General features: G+C 70.5%; 15 protein-coding genes and 1 tRNA gene. 7 read left to right on the top strand and 9 right to left on the bottom strand.

Annotated elements, in window-relative coordinates:
- Position 1: 1 nt before the first annotated feature.
- Both Q7W82_RS11170 and Q7W82_RS11165 read left to right on the top strand, forming a co-directional pair.
- Entirely contained in the window at positions 2-1,036 is a 1,035-nt protein-coding gene (locus Q7W82_RS11170) for a cytochrome C biogenesis protein (RefSeq protein WP_242159823.1), read from the top strand.
- 292 nt (positions 1,037-1,328) lie between these two features.
- Positions 1,329-2,441 (top strand): homoserine O-acetyltransferase, encoded by a 1,113-nt coding sequence (locus tag Q7W82_RS11165; RefSeq protein WP_242159822.1) that lies wholly within the window; start codon positions 1,329-1,331, stop codon positions 2,439-2,441.
- Between the two features lie 264 nt (positions 2,442-2,705).
- Here Q7W82_RS11165 and cydC read toward each other — a convergent pair whose 3' ends face one another.
- Positions 2,706-4,382 carry a thiol reductant ABC exporter subunit CydC gene (gene cydC / locus Q7W82_RS11160; RefSeq protein WP_242159821.1) on the bottom strand — a complete coding sequence of 559 codons (1,677 nt, stop codon included), beginning with the start codon at positions 4,380-4,382 and terminating at the stop codon, positions 2,706-2,708.
- Positions 4,379-6,091 (bottom strand): thiol reductant ABC exporter subunit CydD, encoded by a 1,713-nt coding sequence (gene cydD / locus Q7W82_RS11155; protein ID WP_242159944.1) that lies wholly within the window; start codon positions 6,089-6,091, stop codon positions 4,379-4,381. Before cydD ends, cydC begins: the two co-directional genes overlap by 4 nt.
- A gap of 273 nt (positions 6,092-6,364) precedes the next feature.
- On the opposite strand from cydD, the gene Q7W82_RS11150 reads away from it, so the two are divergent.
- The 5 genes from Q7W82_RS11150 to Q7W82_RS11130 all read left to right on the top strand — a co-directional run bounded on the left by Q7W82_RS11150 (position 6,365) and on the right by Q7W82_RS11130 (position 10,030).
- The gene (locus tag Q7W82_RS11150; RefSeq protein ID WP_242159820.1) at positions 6,365-7,954 is read left to right on the top strand and encodes a cytochrome ubiquinol oxidase subunit I; all 1,590 of its coding nucleotides are present in this window, start codon (positions 6,365-6,367) and stop codon (positions 7,952-7,954) included.
- 19 nt (positions 7,955-7,973) lie between these two features.
- A complete protein-coding gene (cydB, locus tag Q7W82_RS11145) occupies positions 7,974-9,125 on the top strand; it encodes a cytochrome d ubiquinol oxidase subunit II (protein ID WP_242159819.1) in 1,152 nt (383 codons plus the stop codon).
- A 23-nt stretch (positions 9,126-9,148) separates the two neighbouring features.
- Entirely contained in the window at positions 9,149-9,289 is a 141-nt protein-coding gene (gene cydX, locus Q7W82_RS11140; protein ID WP_242159818.1) for a cytochrome bd-I oxidase subunit CydX, read from the top strand.
- A gap of 60 nt (positions 9,290-9,349) precedes the next feature.
- Positions 9,350-9,426 (top strand) — tRNA-Pro (locus Q7W82_RS11135).
- Between the two features lie 187 nt (positions 9,427-9,613).
- The gene (locus Q7W82_RS11130) at positions 9,614-10,030 is read left to right on the top strand and encodes a hypothetical protein (protein ID WP_242159817.1); all 417 of its coding nucleotides are present in this window, start codon (positions 9,614-9,616) and stop codon (positions 10,028-10,030) included.
- A gap of 63 nt (positions 10,031-10,093) precedes the next feature.
- On the opposite strand, the gene Q7W82_RS11125 is transcribed toward Q7W82_RS11130, so the two are convergent.
- The 7 genes from Q7W82_RS11125 to Q7W82_RS11095 form a co-directional block, all read right to left on the bottom strand.
- Entirely contained in the window at positions 10,094-12,010 is a 1,917-nt protein-coding gene (locus Q7W82_RS11125) for a CocE/NonD family hydrolase (RefSeq protein WP_242159816.1), read from the bottom strand.
- Positions 12,011-12,236: 226 nt separating this feature from the next.
- The gene (locus Q7W82_RS11120) at positions 12,237-13,484 is read right to left on the bottom strand and encodes a glutamate-5-semialdehyde dehydrogenase (RefSeq protein WP_242159815.1); all 1,248 of its coding nucleotides are present in this window, start codon (positions 13,482-13,484) and stop codon (positions 12,237-12,239) included.
- 169 nt (positions 13,485-13,653) lie between these two features.
- The gene (gene proB / locus Q7W82_RS11115) at positions 13,654-14,835 is read right to left on the bottom strand and encodes a glutamate 5-kinase (protein ID WP_242159814.1); all 1,182 of its coding nucleotides are present in this window, start codon (positions 14,833-14,835) and stop codon (positions 13,654-13,656) included.
- Between the two features lie 4 nt (positions 14,836-14,839).
- On the bottom strand, positions 14,840-15,097 hold the full coding sequence (locus Q7W82_RS11110) for a YciI family protein (protein WP_160947330.1): 258 nt from the start codon (positions 15,095-15,097) through the stop codon (positions 14,840-14,842).
- 155 nt (positions 15,098-15,252) lie between these two features.
- Complete coding sequence (gene argH, locus Q7W82_RS11105) at positions 15,253-16,551, bottom strand: argininosuccinate lyase (protein ID WP_242159813.1); 1,299 nt, start codon at positions 16,549-16,551, stop codon at positions 15,253-15,255.
- Between the two features lie 87 nt (positions 16,552-16,638).
- Entirely contained in the window at positions 16,639-17,619 is a 981-nt protein-coding gene (gene argC / locus Q7W82_RS11100; protein WP_242159812.1) for an N-acetyl-gamma-glutamyl-phosphate reductase, read from the bottom strand.
- On the bottom strand, positions 17,616-18,233 hold the full coding sequence (locus tag Q7W82_RS11095; RefSeq protein WP_242159811.1) for a GNAT family protein: 618 nt from the start codon (positions 18,231-18,233) through the stop codon (positions 17,616-17,618). The genes argC and Q7W82_RS11095 overlap by 4 nt, the downstream gene beginning before the upstream one ends.
- Positions 18,234-18,257: the final 24 nt, after the last annotated feature.

Here is an 18,257-nt window from a genome sequence, read left to right as displayed (position 1 = left end):
GATGCTGAGTTGGGGCATGTCGGCCGCGGCGGTGGCGCTGGCGGCGCTGGTGTTCGCGGTGGTGTTGTGGCCGCTGCGCGGCCGTGGCCGCAACGGCGCGCTGCTGGCGGTCGCGGTGCTGGCGCTGGGCGTGGCCACGGCGGCGCTGTACGCCCTGGTCGGCACCCCGCGCGCCCTGCAGGCGCAGAACCGCGAGGCGCCACGCACGCTGGAGGACGGGGTCAAGCAACTGCAGGCAGCGCTGGCCAAGGATCCGAATCGCGCAGACGGCTGGGCCTTGCTCGGCCGCAGCCAGTTGTCGCTGGGGCACAACGCCGAGGCCGCGGCCGCGTTCGCGCGTGCGGTGCGCCTGGCGCCGGAGCAGGCGCCGCTGCTGATCGAAGCGGCCGAGGCGCGTGCGTTGGCCAACCCGCAACGGCAGTTCGACGAGCAGGCCCTGGCATGGCTGCGGCACGCCCTGCAACTGGCGCCAGGCAGCGAACGCGGCGCCTGGTTCCTGGGCATCGCCCAACGCCAACGCGGCCAGGACGCCGCCGCGGCCGCCACCTGGGAAGCCCTGTTGCCGCGCGTGGACGCGGCCACCGCCGCGGCGCTGCGGCCGCAGATCGACGCCGCCCGTCTCGCGGCTGGCCTGCCCGCCCTGCCCGCTGCGGCGGCCACCACGGCGCAGGCTGCAAAGGCGCCGGCGAGCACCGGCCTGACCGTGGCGGTGTCGCTGGATCCGACGTTCGCCGCCCGTGTGCGCCTGCGCGGCGACGCCAGCGTGTTCGTGATCGCGCGCGTCCCGGGCGGTCCACCGATGCCGGTGGCGGTGCAGAAGCATCCGCTGCAGGCCCTGCCGTTGCGGGTGACGCTGAGCGATGCGGACAGCCCGATGCCGACGCAGAAACTCTCGCAGCTCAAGCAGGTGCAGGTGGTCGCGCGGCTGTCGGCCAGCGGCAATGCGATGCGCCAGGAGGGCGATCTGGAGTCGGCACCGGTGACGGTGAGCCTGCCGGCGACTGGGCCGGTGGAGTTGGTGATCGGCACGCCGTAGCGAACGCATCCGTGCAGGAGCGACCGTGCCTGATCGGGAACGCCCGGTCGCAACTAGGCAAGACGCCAGCAAGAATGCGAAACGTCGTTGTAGGAGCGGCTTCAGCCGCGACGCGCTTTACCAGGATGCCTGTCGCGGCAACAGCGTGTCGGACTGGATCGCTGTGGAAGCGAATGACCAGACGGGCAGTAGATTCGTCCCTGCGTCACTAACGGACGCCATTGCTGCCCGACACGCGCCATCTCGCACCACGCATACGCCGGATGCGCGATAGCGCAGCTAGAATCGACGCATGACCGAATTCATCCCGCCCGGCAGCCGCTTCCTCGCCCTGCCCTCGCCGTTCCCGATGAAGCGTGGCGGCCAGTTGCACGGCGCGCGGGTCGCCTACGAGACCTGGGGCACGCTGTCGGCCGCCCGCGACAACGCGATCCTGATCGTCACCGGGCTGTCGCCCGATGCACATGCCGCCGCGAATGCCGACGATCCCACGCCCGGCTGGTGGGAAGGCATGCTCGGCCCGGGCAAGCCGATCGACACCCAGCGCTGGTTCGTGATCTGCGTGAACTCGCTGGGCAGTTGCAAGGGCTCGACCGGCCCCGCCTCGCCGCACCCGGACGACGGCCAGCCGTATCGCCTGCGCTTCCCGGAGCTGTCGATCGAGGACGGCGCCGATGCCGCCGCGCAGGTGGTGCACGCGCTGGGCATCGCGCAGTTGGCCTGCGTGATCGGCAACTCGATGGGCGGCATGACCGCCCTGGCGCTGCTGCACCGGCACCCCGGCCTGGCGCGCAGCCACGTCAACATTTCCGGCAGCGCGCAGGCGCTGCCGTTCTCGATCGCGATTCGTTCGCTGCAGCGCGAGGCGATCCGCCTGGATCCGAACTGGAACGGCGGCGACTACGACGAAGCCACCTACCCCGAATCGGGCATGCGCATGGCACGCAAGCTCGGCGTGATCACCTACCGTTCGGCGCTGGAATGGGACGGCCGCTTCGGCCGCGTGCGGCTGGATTCGGACCAGACCGACGACGATCCGTTCGGCCTGGAGTTCCAGGTGGAAAGCTACCTGGAAGGCCACGCCCGGCGCTTCGTGCGCCGCTTCGACCCGAACTGCTATCTGTACCTGAGCCGCTCGATGGACTGGTTCGACCTGGCCGAACCGGCCGGCGGCGACGTGCTCGCCGGCATCGCCACGATCCGCATCGAACGTGCCCTGGCGATCGGCGCCAACACCGACATCCTGTTCCCGGTGCAACAGCAGCAACAGATCGCCGACGGCCTGCGCGCCGGCGGTGCGCAAGCGCAGTTCCTGGGGCTGGATTCGCCGCAGGGGCACGATGCCTTCCTGGTGGATTTCGCGCGGTTCGGACCAGCAGTGCGGGCGTTTCTGGACGCGCTGTAGCGGCTGCGCGCAATTGCACGTCCGCCATGGCGCGAGGGTGATGACGCACCGCTCGTTGTGGCTGATCCCACGCAAGGGAACACGCTCCGCTCCTGCACGCGCAATGGTGCGAAAAGCCAGGGGGCGTGCATCCCTGATTCCATCTCAGACCTGGGCCTGAAAGGCGCCAGATGGCGCTGCAGGAGCGGCTTCAGCCGCGACCGGCGTTCCCGGTCAGGTCGGGTCGCGGCTGAAGCCGCTCCTGCAGAGCGCTGCGCAGTAGCGCTACGCCTCGACCTGCAGCCGCCCCTCCTGCAACCGATAGCGCACATGCACCACGCCCTCGGGCAGCACGTCGTGGCTGATCAGCAGCAGGCTGCGCTGGCCCAGCGCCTGCGCCAGGTCGCGCAGCAGCGCCTGCGCCGTGTCCACGTCCAGGCCTTCGGTGGGTTCGTCCAGCACCAGCAGCGGTGCTTCGCGCAGCAGTGCACGGGCCAGGGCCAGGCGCCGGGCCTGGCCGGCGGACATGGTGGCGCCGTTTTCGCCGAGCCAGGCGTCGAGGCCACCGACTTCGTGCAGCCAGGCATCCAGCCGCACGTCGGCCAGCACCTGCTGCAGGCGCGCATCGTCGGCCACGGGATCGCCCAGGCGCAGGTTGTCGCGCACGCTGCCAGCGAACACCGGTGCGCCCTGCGGCAGCCAGGCGATGCGGCGATGCCACTGCGCCTCGGCCACCTCGCGCAGGTCCACGCCGGCGTAGCGGACGCTGCCCTGTTGCGGATCCCACAAGCGCAGCAGCAACGCCGACAGGGTGGTCTTGCCGCTGCCGCTGTCGCCGGAGAGGGAGATGCGCTCGCCCGGCGCGATGCGTAGTGTCACACCGTCGAGCACGCGCCGGGTCTCGCCCGGCCAGGCGAACGCCACGTCGTCGAACTGCACCTCGCCACTGGCCGGCAGCGCCTGCGGGTGCGCCGGATCGACCACCGGCGGCGCCTGCCCGGCGATCGCCTGCAAACGCCGCGCGGCGACCCGGCCGGACTGCAGCGCCTGCCAGGCCGGGCCGGCGCCGGCCCAGACCTCGAGCAGGGCCACGGTCAGGAACACCAGGCCGGCCGCCTGTTCGGCGCTGATCGCATCGGCGCGCGCCGCACCCAACGCCACCCACAGCATCGCCAGCAGGCCCGCCGCGGCGCACAGCGCGTGCAAGGCGTTGCCGCCGATCAGCCGTTGCCGCTGGCGCCGGTCCTCGGCGCGCAGCGCCTGCGCGCTGGCGTCCACGCGCGCGATCCAGGCGGCCTGCGCCTCGAGCGCGGCCAGGTCGGCGGCGCCCTCCAGGCCTTCGTAGGCCAGCGTGCGCAAGGTTTCGCGCTGCTGCGCGCGTGCGCGTTCGCGGGCCTCGCCGCCACGCGCCACCACCCAGGGCACGCCGAGTCCGATCGCCAACGCCAGCGCGGCCAGCACCAGCGCCGCCGGCCAGTGGATCGCCGCCGCCGCGGCGATGCCGATCGCACCGACGCCGAGCAGTGCCGCCAGCGGCGCCAGCGCGCGCACCACCAGGCCGTCGACCTCGCCGATGTCCGACATCAGCCGTGCCAGCAGTTCGCCGGTGCGGCTGGCGCCGAGCCGTGCCGGTGCCAGCGGCAGCGCGCGACGGAAGAACCACACGCGCAGGTCGCGGGCGATGCGCAAGGTGGCATCGTGCCCGACCAGCTTTTCGCCGTAGCGCGAGGCGATGCGGGCGAAGGTCAGTGCGCGGATGCCGGCCGATGGCGAAAAGAAATTGAAGCCGCTGCCCATGCCGACCGCACCGGCCAGCGCCGCGGCGGTGAGGAAGCCGCCGGACAGGCCGAGCAACCCGACCCCGGCCAGCATCGTGCACAGCACCAGCAGCGCGGTCAGCAGCAGCCTGCCGAGATGGCGGCCGAACACGCCGCGCAGGGTGTCGCGCTTGGTGCGGCTCATGGCCGCGCGCCCTGCGCCGCGGCGGACGCGTCGCGCGCCGGCAGCCGCAGCACGGCATCGGCCCACCGCATCGCCGCCTCGCTGTGGGTGGCGACGATCACGCTGCGACCGCGGGCGAAGGCCGCCAGCGTGCGCAGCAGTGCCGCTTCGGTGTCCGCATCCAGGAACGCGGTCGGCTCGTCCAGCAACAGCAGTTCGGGATCGCGCAGCAGCAACCGCGCCAGGCCGATGCGCCGTGCCTCGCCGCCGGACAGGCCGAAGCCGCGCTCGCCGATCGGCGTGTCCAGCCCCTGCGGCAGGCGCGCGGCGAAGCGCAGCACCTGCGCCGCTTCGGCGGCGGCATGCAGCTGCGCTTCGCTGGCCTGCGGATCGGCCAGGCGCAGGTTGTCGGCGATGCTGCCGTGGAACAGATACGGGCGCTGCCCCGCGTAGCCGATGCGCAGTCCCGCACGCACCTGCAAGGTGCCCGCGCGCGGCGGCAGCCACCCGGCCAACGCCTCCAGCAGCGTGCTCTTGCCGCTGCCGCTGGGCCCGACCAGGGCCAGGCGCTGGCCGGCATCCAGGTCGAAATCCAGATCCTGCAGCGCATCGCAGCGCGCGCCCACTGGCCGCAGGCGCAGCGCGCGCGCCTGCACAAGCGGTGCCGCACGCGATGCGATCGCGGCGGGCGCGGCGACGGGCGCAGTCGCGACATCGTTCGGCTCGACGACACCCTCCTCGCGCGCTGCCGGTGCGTCCGTGGCCGGCGGCAGCCCCTCCAGCAGACGCTCCACCTCCGCCGCCGCGGCCAGCGCATTGGCGCGGTCGTGGTAATGCGCGGCCAGGCGCCGCAGCGGCGCATAGAACTCCGGTGCCAGCAGCAGGCAGAACACGCCCGTGCCCAGGGTCGGCACGCTGCCGTGCAGGGCGATCATGCCGAGGTAGCTCAGGCCCAGGTACAGCGCGACGATCGCCACGCTGACCGAGGCAAAGAACTCCAGCACGGTGGAGGACAGGAACGCGATGCGCAGCACTTTCAGGGTGCGCTCGCGCACGCCCTCGGCGGCATCGGCGATCCCGCGCAGCTCGTCGTCGCCGCGTCCGTACAGGCGCAACAGGCCCAGGCCCTTGAGCCGGTCGGCGAAGTGCCCGCCCATCCGTGCCAGTTCGCGCAGTTGGCGGCGGCCGGCGGCCTCGGCGCCCCACCCCACCAGCATCATGAAGATCGGCACCAGTGGCGCGGTGAACAGCAGGATCAGGCCCACCACCCAGTCGCTCCACGCCACCGCCAGCACGATCAGGAGCGGCACCACGCTCACTTCCCAGCGCGCAGGCCGGTAACCGGCGTAGTAGCCGTCCAGCGCATCGCCATGCGCCAGCAGCAGTTCGCCCAGTTCGCCGTTGCGCTGTCCGCGCAGCCACAGCGGCCCGCGCTGCAGCAGCTGCCGGTACACGCGGCGACGCAGTTCGAGTTTGGCCGCGTCGGCGACATCGCCGGCGGCACGCTGCGCGGCGGCGCCGAGCCCCGCGCGCAGGACCAGCATCAGCGCCAGCAGGCCGAAGGCCGGCAGTGCCTGCGCCAGCTCGCGGCGCTCGACCAGCAGGGCCTGCACCAGCCAGGCGATGGCGCCGGACTGCACGATGAGCAGCGCGCCGGACACGCTGATGGCCGACGCGGCCAGGCGCTGGCGGCCGCGCGCCGACGCGGCCAGGGCATCCAGCCAACGCATGCGCTGCTGCCGCTGTTGCGGCGCGTCGGCGGGCAGTGCGGCGGACGGCTCGGCGGAATCGGTCAAAACGGGCTCGGCGCGGCGAACGAAGCCGCCAGTTTAGCGGGGAAGGCGGTTCCGGGCTGGAACCGCCGTGGCCGCCACGATGCCGGGCATCCCCATGGCGCACATTGATCTGGATCAAGGTCGAGCGCGCCGAGGCGGCGGAAGATCGCCTCCAATCTCCCGCCACTCGGCCACCCAGATGCACATCTTCCACGAGGTAGCACAGCCATGATCGACACCACTGTCGTAGAGCTGTCGCGGCTGCAGTTCGCCATGACCGCCATGTACCACTTCCTGTTCGTCCCGCTCACCCTGGGCCTGTCCTTCATGATCGCGATCATGGAGAGCGTGTACGTCATGACCCGCAAGGACGTGTGGCGGCGCATGACCCTGTTCTGGGGCGTGCTGTTCGGCATCAATTTCGCGATGGGCGTGGCCACCGGCATCGTGATGGAGTTCCAGTTCGGCATGAACTGGTCCTACTACAGCCACTACGTCGGCGACATCTTCGGCGCGCCGCTGGCGATCGAAGGGCTGATGGCGTTCTTCCTGGAAGCGACCTTCATCGGCCTGTTCTTCTTCGGCTGGAGCAAGCTCACGCCGGTCAAGCACCTGATGGTGACCTGGCTGATGGCGCTGGGCACCAACCTGTCGGCGGTGTGGATCCTGATCGCCAACGGCTGGATGCAGAACCCGACCGGCGCGGTGTTCAACCCGGACACCATGCGCATGGAAGTGGTCGACTTCATGGCGGTGGTGTTCAACCCGGTGGCGCAGGCCAAGTTCGTGCACACGGTCAGCGCCGGCTACGTGACCGGTGCGGTGTTCGTGATGTCGATCAGCGCGCTGTACCTGTTGCGCGGCAAGCACCGCGACATCGCCCGGCGCTCGTTCGCGGTGGCCGCCGCGTTCGGCATGGCGTCCTCGCTGTCGGTGGTGGTGCTGGGCGACGAGAGCGGCTATGCCGCCAACGAGCACCAGAAGATGAAGCTGGCCGCGATCGAGGCGATGTGGGAAACCGAGCAGGCGCCGGCCGACTTCACCGCCTTCGGCATCCCCAACCAGGCCACCGGCAAGAACGACTACGCGATCAAGGTGCCGTACCTGATGGGCCTGATCGCCACGCGCTCGTTGAACACGCCGGTGCCGGGCATCCTGGAACTGGTCAAGCGCGCCGAGCACCGCGTGCGCGGCGGGCAGATCGCCTATGGCGCGCTGCAGCGGCTCAAGGCCAACCACAACGACGCCGAGGCGCGGGCGGTGTTCGATCGCCACTGGCAGGACCTGGGCCACGGCCTGCTGCTCAAGCGCTACCGCGAGGACATCCTCAACGCCACCCCGGAGGAGATCGCCAAGGCCGCGCTGGACACGGTGCCGCGGGTGCTGCCGCTGTTCTGGACGTTCCGGGTGATGGCCGGCCTGGGCTTCTACCTGATCGCCTTCTTCGCCGCCGCGCTGTGGTTCTCCTGCAAGCACAACTTCGAGGACAAGCGCTGGTTTTTGAAGCTGGCGGTGTGGACCCTGCCTGCGCCGTGGATCGCGATCGAGTGCGGCTGGTTCGTGGCCGAGTACGGCCGCCAGCCGTGGGCGGTGGAAGGCGTGCTGCCGACCTTCTATGCCGCCTCCGGCCTGGCCCTGCACGACATCCTGATCACCCTCGCCGGCTTCGTGGCGATCTACACCACGCTGCTGATCATCGAGATCAAGCTGATGCTCAAGGCGATCCGCAAGGGCCCGGACGCCCTGCCCGCCCTGCTGCACCCCACCCCGCATCCCGTCACCCCGATCGCCGCACCTGCGGCCGCCGGCCACCTCTGACCCCGGCAGGAGACACACCATGGACTTCATTGCATTGGACTACACCACGCTGCGCGTGATCTGGTGGCTGCTGCTGGGCATCCTGCTGATCGGCTTCGCGGTGATGGACGGATTCGACCTGGGCGTCGGCGCGCTGCTGCCGTTCGTGGCCAGGACCGACGCCGAACGCCGGCTGGTGGTGAACACCATCGGCCCGGTCTGGGAAGGCAACCAGGTCTGGTTGATCCTGGGCGGCGGCGCGATCTTCGCCGCATTCCCGCCGCTGTACGCGGTCAGCTTCTCCGGCTTCTACCTGGCCATGTTCGTGATCCTGTTCGCGCTGATCCTGCGCCCGGTCGGGTTCAAGTTCCGCGGCAAGCTGCCCGGCCAACGCTGGCGCAACGGCTGGGACTGGGCGCTGTTTCTCGGCGGCTTCATCCCGGCGCTGATCATGGGCGTGGCGGTGGGCAACGTGCTGCTGGGCGTGCCGTTCCACTTCGACGACACCCTGCGGGTGTTCTACACCGGCAGCTTCTTCGGCTTGCTGATGCCGTTCGCCCTGCTCGCCGGCCTGCTCAGCGTGAGCATGCTGGTGGCGCACGGCGCAGCGATGCTGGTGCTGAAGACCGACGGCCCGGTGGCCGAGCGCGCCGCGCGCTACGGCAGCGTCGCCGCCCTGACGGCCTGTGCGCTGTTCGCCGGCGCCGGGGTGTGGGTGGCCACCGGCCTGCCCGGCTACGCGGTCACCTCGCAGGTGGTCACCGACGGCGCCACCAACCCGCTGCTGAAGACCGCCGTGCTCGGCGAGGTCGGCGGCTGGATGCACAACTACCAGAGCATGCCGCTGACCGCCCTGGCCCCGGCCGCCGGCCTGCTCGGCCTGTTGCTCAGCGCGGTGCTGCTGCGCAAGCGCCGCGGCGGCCTGGCGTTCATCGCCTCCGGTGCGGCCATCGCCGGCATCATCCTGACCGTGGGCTTTGCGATCTTCCCGTTCCTGTTGCCGTCCTCCAGCCAGCCGGGCTCCAGCCTGACCGTGTGGGACGCCTCCAGCAGCCACCTGACCCTGTGGATCATGCTGCTGGCCACCGTGGTGTTCCTGCCGATCATCCTCGGCTACACCACCTGGGTGTACCGCGTGCTGAAGGGCAAGGTCACCGCCGCCTCCCTGGACGACAACCCCAACGCGTACTGACGCACCCGCAAGGAGAAACGATCATGTGGTACTTCGCCTGGATTCTCGGTGTCGGCCTGGCTTCCACTGCCGCCATCCTCAACGGCATGTGGTTCGAGGCGCGCGAGCGCAACGCGGCGGATGCCGCCGCCGCCGACGCCGACGCCGCCGACGCGACGGACTGAAATTTTTTTGCAAAGGCGCTTGCCGAATGCGGAAGACCTCCGTATCATGTGCGGCTCCTTCGGGGTGTAGCTCAGTCTGGTAGAGCGCTACGTTCGGGACGTAGAGGTCGCAGGTTCGAATCCTGTCTCCCCGACCAGTTTCAAGGTCACAAGAAGCCTGGAAAACCACCGTTTTCCGGGTTTTTTTGTGCCCGCAATCCGGCACTGGCCGCGCATCGCGGCAACCGGCCGTCCGCGCCCGGCTGCCCCGATCCTCTCGCGGCAGCTGGGCCTTGACGCCGGGGCCTGGCGTCTCGCCACAATGGCGACGGGGGAACCGGCGCATTGATCACGACCTGCGTCTTCGGCGACGACACGTACCGAGGCGAGGCGGCGGGCATGTCCGTTTCGACGCTCACGACTCAGACAAACGGACACGACACCATGAAACTGCAAGCGACGCTCTGCCTCTCACTGATCGCGTTCTACTGCGCGCCCGCGGCCGCGGTGAGCGAAACCGACAAGGCGGTGGACCGCCTCGGCGTGCAGGGCGGCACCGCTTACTTCAGCACCAAGGATGCGTTCTCCACCACCTGCAAGTTCGACGTCGTCTATTTCAGCATCGGCGACGATTTCGGCAAGGCCGCCTATGCGAGCCTGCTCGCCGCACAGACCTCGGGCAAGAAGCTTTCGCGCTTCGATTACGCGCAATCCGCTCCAGGCGAAACCTGCACCCTTTCGCTGGTCGAATCGCGCAGCTGAGCGAGCGTTCGCAGCACGCCGAACGCCACACGCCGGCGCACCATGCGCCGGCGTCCACTTCGCTCAGTACACCGGCAGACTGATGAAACTGGTTTGCTGCGGCGTGTGCCAGATCCGCTGCGTTGCCTTCTGGTAATCGCCCGGCTTGGCGAAGTAGATGTTCGGCACGTAGGTCTGCGGGTTGCGGTCGTAGAGCGGGAACAGCGTGGATTGCACCTGCACCATGATCCGGTGGCCGCGCTCGAAGGTGTGGTTGGCGGTGGGCAGGCCGAAGCGGTAGGCCAGCGGCTGGTTCGGGGTCAGCGGCGCCGGATGCTCGAAGCTCTCGCGGTAGCGGCCGCGGAAGATCGCCAGCGACACCGGCAGCTCGTAGCCGCCCAGCTTCGGCTCGGAGGCCATCTGGTCCGGGTAGACATCGATCAGCTTCACCACCCAGTCGCTGTCGCTGCCGCTGGTGGACGCCTGCAGATGCACTTCCGGCGCGCCGGCGATGCGCAGCGGCGCCTGCAGCGGCTCGCTGACGAAGGTCAGCACGTCCGGGCGGCCGTCGACGAAGCGCTGGTCGTGCACCAGCCAGGTGGTCCACATGTCGCGGTCGCCGAACACCACCGGGCGCGGCACGAACGGCACCGGCTTGGCCGGGTCGGACACGTACTCGGTGTACTCGCCCTGCCCGGCCTTGGGCGCCTCGAACGAGACGCGGCCGCCGGCCTCCAGGTACAGCGGCTTGCTCTGCGCCGGGCAACCCTGCGCGCAACTGAGCGGCCAGCGCTGCAGGCGGTCCCAGTGGTTGGCCCCGGTGTCGTAGATCAGCACCGGCGGCGTGTCGGCCTTGGGCGCGCCGTCGACCAGGTACTGGTCGAAGAACGGCTTGAGCACGTCGCGGCGGAACTGCAGCGCGGTGTCGCCGTCGAACTGCAATGCGCCCAGCGAGGCGCCCTCGTAGTTGACCTGGCTATGCCGCCACGGCCCCATCACCAGGTAGTTCTTGTCGTTGCCGGTATCGCGCGGCTCCATGGCCTCGTAGCTGTGGATCGCGCCCCACATGTCTTCCTGGTCCCACAGCCCCTGCAGCCACATCGTCGGCACCTTCAGCGGGGTGCGCGCCATCACCTTGTCCAGCGCCTGCTCCTGCCAGAACGCATCGTAGGCCGGGTGCTCGGTGAGCTTGCGCCACCACGGCAACTGCTCCAGTCCGGCGGCCTTGGCGTAGTCGCCGGCCGAGCCGGCACGCAGGAAGTTGCTGTAGTCGTCGTAGCCCTGGCGCGGAATGCCCTCGCCCTTGCCGCGCCGGGTCATCTGCCCGGTGAAGTAATCCAGGTTGACCTGGCGGAAGGCGCCGTAGTTGAGCCAGTCGTCGCCCATCCAGCCGTCGATCATCGGGCTTTCCGGCGCGGCCACCTTCAGCGCCGGATGCGGATCGGCCAGCGCCATCACCACGGTGAAGCCCTCATAGGACGAGCCGATCATGCCGACCTTGCCGTTGGATTCGGGCACGTGCTTGACCAGCCAGTCGATGGTGTCCCAGGCATCGGTGGCGTGGTCGACCTTGGTCGGATTGAGCGGCCCGCGCAGCGGCCGGGTCACCACGTAATCGCCCTCGGAACCGTACTTGCCGCGGATGTCCTGGAACACGCGGATATAGCCGCCATCGACGAACACCTCGTCGCCCTGCGGCAGCAGATCGCGCATGTGCGGCGAGGCCAGCCGGCTGGCGCGGCCGCTGGCGTCGTAGGGCGTGCGGGTCAACAGGATCGGCGCGCCGTGCGCGCCCTTGGGCAGCACGATCACCGTGTGCAGCTTGACCCCGTCGCGCATCGGGATCATCACCTCGCGCTTGATGTAGTCGTTGGCCGCGGTCGGCGCCACGAACGGCTTGCCGGTGATGTCCGGGGTCATCGGCGCGGTCTGGGCGAACGCGGTGCCGACAGTGGCGATGGCGATGGCAGCGGCGAGCAGGCAGGGAGCGAGGCGGCGCATGGGCGTTGGATCCCGAAAGGAGGCGAATCCGCGACGCTAGGCGACGGCGCCTCGCTCGGCAAGTGACAAAGGCTGGGTCGTCGGTCGCGCATGGCCGCCGCCACGCCATGCAGGGGCGCCGCGCGCTTCCGTCCGGGTCGCTCAGCCCAGGCCGACGCCCGGCCCCATCGCCGCCACGAACACGACGCTGGCCACGTGGCTGTTGGCCGCGTGACCACACGCCATGTCAGTGCCGGACCTGCCCTTCGCCGCGCACCACGAAGCGCTCCACCGTCAGCGCTTCAAGGCCCATCGGGCCGTAGGCGTGCAGGCGCGTGGTGGAGATGCCGATCTCCGCGCCCAGGCCGAGTTCGCCGCCGTCGGAGAAGCGCGAGGAGGCGTTGACCATCACCACCGCCGCGCGCAGCGCCTGCACGAAGGCCTCGGCGTTGGCGGGATCGCCGGTCGCGATCACCTCGGTATGGTCCGAGCCGTAGCGGCGGATGTGCGCGATCGCCGCGTCCAGGTCCGGCACCACCGCGATCGCCAGGATCAGGTCCAGGTATTCGGCGGCGTAGTCGTCGTCGCTGGCACTGTCGATGTCTGGCAGCAGGGCGCGGGTGGCGGCATCGCCGCGCAGGGCGACGCCGCGCTCGCGCAGCGCCTGCGCCGCCAGCGGCAGGAAGCGCGCGGCCACGTCGGCGTGCACCAGCAGCGTCTCCAGGGAATTGCAGGCGGCCGGGCGCGTGGTCTTGCCGTCGAGGAGCAGCTTCACCGCCAGGTCCAGGTCGGCCGAGGCATCGACGAACAGATGGCACACGCCCTTGTAGTGCTTGATCACCGGCACCCGCGCATGTTCGGCGACGAAGCGGATCAGGCCCTCGCCGCCGCGCGGGATCGCCAGGTCGACGATGTCGTGGAGCTGCAGCAGCTCCAGCATGGTCTCGCGGCGCAGGTCTTCGACCAGGGTCAGCGCGGCCTCGCCGATGCCGGCCTCGCGCAATGCCCGGCGCAAGGCCGCGGCGATGGCGGTGTTGGAGTGGATCGCTTCGGAACCGCCACGCAGGATCACCCCGTTGCCGGCCTTGATGCACAGCGCCGCGGCATCGGCGGTGACGTTGGGCCGCGCCTCGTAGATCATCGCCACCACGCCCAGCGGCACGCGGATCTTCTGCACGCGGATGCCATTGGGGCGCACGTCGTCGCGGGTGACCTGCCCCACCGGATCCGGCAAGGCCGCCACCTCGCGCAGCGCCGCGGCGATGCCGTCCAGGCGCTTGCGGTCCAGCGCCAGGCGATCCAGCATCGCACTGCCGACCTCCTTGGCCCGCGCCGCGGCCAGATCGCGCACATTGGCGGCGAGGATCACCTCCGCATCCACTTCCAGCGCCGCCGCCATCGCCTCCAGGAGTTCCTGTTTGGCCGAGGACGACAACTGCGCCAGCGCTTGCGCGGCATCGCGGCAGTGCAGGGCCTGGGTGCGGATGGAGGTCATTGGGGGCTCCGATGGCTGGATTCGGGATTCGGGATTCGGGATTCGGGATTCGAAAAGGCTACGCGCGGCGCCGGGACATCAGAGACGGCGAGCGCGAGACGCGACACGCGGGTGTCGGCGTTGCGGCGCGATGCGCGGCGCCATCGCGGACGGCACGGGGCTGGCGCACTCAGGCCGATTCCCCATTCCCCATTCCCGATTCCCGCAGCACCACCAGATCGTCCCGATGGATCACGTTCTCGCCGTAGTTGTAGCCCAGGATCGCCTCGATGTCGCGCGAGTGGCGGCCGGCGATGCGGCGGATGTCCACCGCCGCGTACTGGCTGACCCCGCGCGCCAGACAGCGCTCGCCGGCGGCGTCGCGCAGGCGCACCTCGACCATGTCGCCGCGGCGGAACTCGCCCACCGCGCCGGCGACGCCGCCCGGCAGCAGCGAGGCGCCCTTGTCGAGCAGGGCGGCCGCAGCGCCGGCATCGACCAGGATCGCCCCCGGCTCCACCGGCACGTGGCGCAACCAGTACTTGCGCGCGGCGATGCGGGTGCGCGCGGCATGGATGCGGGTGCCGCGCAGGCGGTCCTGGGCCAGGCCGCGCACCACCTCGGCGCTGCGGCCGTTGAACAGATAGGTCTCGATGCCGGCGGCACCGGCCTTGGCCGCGGCCTCCAGCTTGGTGCGCATGCCGCCGGTGCCCACGCCGCTGCCGCTGCCGCCGGCCATCGCCAGCACCGCCGCGCTCAGTTCCTGCACCTCGTGCAGCGGCTGCGCCTGCGGATCGCGACGCGGGTCGGCGGTGTACAGGCCGTCGATGTCGGTGGCGATGAACAGCGCATCGGCATCGACCAGGGCGGCGACGATCGCGGCCAGGTTGTCGTTGTCGCCGAGCTTGAGTTCGTCCACCGAGACGGTGTCGTTCTCGTTGACCACCGGCAGCGCACCCAGCCGCAACAGCTCGCCCAGGGTGGCGCGCGCGTTGAGGTAGCGGCGGCGGTTGCGCAGGTCGTCGTGGGTCAGCAGCACCTGCGCCACCGGCCGTTCGAAGAAACGCTGCCACAGCGCGATCAGTTGCGCTTGGCCGAGCGCGGCCAGCGCCTGCCGCGCCGCCAGGGCCGCGCCGGCTTCGGCGGCCTTGGGCACGATGGCGCGCCCGGCGGCGACCGCGCCGGAGGACACGATCACCAGTTCGCGCCCGGCCGCCAGGTTGGCCGAGACGAACTGCGCCAGGCCCAGCGCGAAGCGTGGCGTGAGCCCGCCCCCGTCGGCGGCCAGCAGGCTGCTGCCGACCTTGAGCACCGCGCGCCGCCACGGCGGCAGCGCTTGCTCGACGAAGGACGATGGGGTCTGCGAGGTCATGGGATCAGCGCGTGTTCCATTCGTGCACGGTGAGGTCGGAGCAGCCCTGGATCGCCAGCGGATCGGCAGCGACGATCGCCTGCGCCTGCGCCAGGTCGTCCACGCCCTGCAGCAAGTAGGCGCCGCCGCTGCGGTCGCTGAAGCCGCCGGTCAGCGCCAGCAAGCCGCGTGCGCGCAGGTCGTCGAGGAAGGCCAGGTGCGGGGCGACCACACTCTCGTCGAAGTTGGGGTTGCGCATCGCCAGGACCAGGTAGTACTTCATCGTACGGCGTTCCTTCTGCAATCGGTTTGAATGGTCGGCGTCGCAGCGAATGCTGTGTGTGGGAGGGGCTTCAGCTCCGGCGCGTTCGCGCTGAGGCGTCGGGGCTGAAGCCCCTCCCACAGGACAAGGCGCGAGGCCGAGGCGTCTCCCAGGAATCAGCCGCCCAGCGCCTGCCAACGCGCCTGCAGCTCGGCCAGGCGCAGATCGGCGGCGGCGCCGGGCGACACCCGCGCGGCCAGGCTGCCTTCCGGCGTACGCCCCTGCCCCGCGCTGTCGGCGGACGCGGCGGCGGCCTGGTAGGCCTCGCGGAACGGCACGCCGGCCACCGCGGCTTCCACCGCCACGTCGGTGGCGTACATGCCCGAATCGATCGCCGCGCGCAGCCTGTCCTCGCGCCACTCCAGGTTGGCCAGCAGCGCCGGCAGCAATTCCAGCGCGGCCAGGCCGCGGCCGAAACCATGGAAGATCGCGCCCTTGCTGCTCTGCAGGTCGCGGTGATAGCCCGACGGCAGCGACAGCAGTTGTTCGATCTCGGTGCGCGCCGCGGCCACGCTGGCGTGGGTGGCGCGCATCAGCTCGATCACGTCGGGATTGCGCTTGTTGGGCATGATCGAGCTGCCGGTGGTGTACTGCGCCGGCAGCGCGACGAAGCCGAACTCGCCGCTGGTGAACAGCGACAGGTCCCAGGCCAGGCGGCGCAGGTCCAGGGTGGCACTGCCCAGCGCTTCCAGCGCGGCCATCTCGAACTTGCCGCGCGACAGTTGCGCGTAGATCGGGCTGACTTGCAGGCGCGCGAAGCCCAGCGCGGCGGTGGTGTGGACGCGGTCCAGCGGCAGGTTGACGCCGTAGCCGGCGGCGGTGCCGAGCGGATTGCAGTCGACCAGGCGCAGGGTGTCGCGTGCGCGCACGGCATCGTCGATGAAGGCCTCGGCCCAGCCCGCCCACCACATGCCGGCCGAGGACACCACGGCGCGCTGGATGTGGGTGTAGCCGGGCACCGGCAGGTCGCGCTCGGCCTGGGCGCGGTCCAGCGCCACCTTGGCGATCTCGGCGCTCGATTGCGCCAGGCGCGCCAGCTTGTCCTTCAGCCACAGCCGGGTGGCGACCAGGATCTGGTCGTTTCGGCTGCGCCCGGTGTGGATCTTGCGCCCGGCATCGCCCAGGCGCTCGGTCAGCCGCGCCTCGATCGCCGAGTGGCCGTCCTCGAAGCGCGCATCCAGCACGAACGCGCCGCTGCGGAAATCCTCGGCCAGCACCGCCAGCTCGCGCTGCAGCCCGGCCAGTTCGTCCGCGGACAGGATGCCGATGCGCTGCAGGCCTTCGGCGTGCGCGCCGCTGGCGGCGATGTCGTGCAGGAAGAACTCGCGGTCCAGGAGCACGTCGTCGCCGGCCAGGAACGCCTGGATCTGCGTGTCGACGGCGACGCCGGGTTTTTGCCAGAGGAGGTTGGTCATTGGGAAGCCGGGAATGGGGATTGGGGAATGGGGATTCGGAAAGGCGGCAGGCTGCGGCGGTGGTGGATGCCGTGCTGACGTGGCGCCCTACTCCTGAGCGTCCATCCGGGGGATCGACGTCAGTTCGTCCACGCCCAGCGCCAGGTTGAGGTTCTGCATCGCCTGCGTCGCCGCGCCCTTGAGCAGGTTGTCCAGCGTCGCCACCAGCACCAGCCGCTTGTTGCCCGGGGCCAGGGTGAAGCCGCCGAGCTGCACGCCGTGGCGGCCGGCGATGCGGCTGACCCACGGCGCCTCGTCGACTACCTCGATCAGCGGCTCATCCGCATAGCGGGCGCGATACAGCTGCTGCACCGCCTCCCGCTTCAGCGGCTGCTGCAGCCAGAGGTTCACGGTCATGGTGATGCCGCGGAAATGCGGCGCTACATGCGGCATGAATTCCACCGGCACGCCGAGCTGCGCGGACACCTCGCGCTCGTGCATGTGGTCGGTCAGCGCGTACGGCATCAGGTTGTCGTGCAGCAGCGCGGGGTTGTTCTTGTCCGACGGCGTGGTGCCGGCGCCGGAATAGCCGGAGACGCCGAAGCACTGCGGCGGGCCGGCGAGCTGCTCGCGCAGCGGCGCGATTGCCAGCTGCATCGCGGTCGCGTAGCAGCCGGGATTGCTGATGCGGCGCTGCCCGGCATAGCGCGCGCGGGTCAGTTCTGGCAGGCCGTAGTACCAGGCCGGGTCGAAGCGGTAGTCGGCGGACAGGTCGACCACGATCGGATCGGCCGCACCGGCGACGACCGCGGCGTCCAGCGCCGCCACGTAGGGCGCGGCCTTGCCGTTGGGCAGCGCCAGCACCACCACGTCGGCGCGCTTGGCCGCCACCGCCTCGGGATCGAGGTTCTCGTAGCGCAACTCGCCCTGGTAGGCGTCGTGGTGCGCATCGACGCGCTGCCCGTCCAGCTCGCGCGAGGACAGGAACGCCAGGCGCAACTGCGGATGCGCGGCGATCAGGCGGATCAGTTCGGCGCCGGTGTGGCCGCGGGCGCCGACGATGCCGATGGAATAAACGGGAATGCTCATGCGTGCGAATCCAGGCGGAACTGCAGGTGGCGTTTCACCCCGGCCCATTCCGTATCGATGATGGAGAAGATGACGGTGTCGCGCGGGGTGCCGTCGGCGTGGCGCTTGTGGTTGCGCAGCACGCCGTCCTGCTTGGCCCCCAGCCGTGCGATCGCGGTGCGCGAGGCGTGATTGAACCAACTGGTCTCGAACACCACGCTGAGGCAGCCGAGCGTGTCGAAGGCATGCCCGAGCAACAGCAGCTTGGCCTCGGTGTTCAGGCCGCTGCGCTGCACACGCGGCGCATACCAGGTGTAGCCGATCGACAGCGTCGGCACCTGCGGATCCAGGCCGTAGAAGCGCGTGCTGCCGACGATCTCGCCCTGCGCATCGCGCACCACGAACGGCAGCACCCGGCCCAGTGCCTGCACCTCCAGCGCGGCGGCGACATAGGCGTCCACGCGCTCCGGCGCCGGCACATTGGTGTACCACAGTGCGTCCAGGCCGCTGCCGCGCACGGCGTTGCGCAGGCCCTCGGCGTGCACCGCCTGCAGCGGCTCCAGGCTGACGTGGCGGCCGCGCAGCGTCGGCACCTGGCGCCAGGAGTCGGGAAGCTCGGGATCGATGCTGGACATGGGGTCGGTCCTAGGCGAAAGGTC

This window comes from Xanthomonas indica, from assembly GCF_040529045.1.
In the GTDB taxonomy this organism is placed as follows: domain Bacteria; phylum Pseudomonadota; class Gammaproteobacteria; order Xanthomonadales; family Xanthomonadaceae; genus Xanthomonas_A; species Xanthomonas_A indica.
The sequence above is the reverse complement of the archived record's forward strand: the minus strand, read 5'-3'. Positions and strand labels throughout refer to the sequence as shown.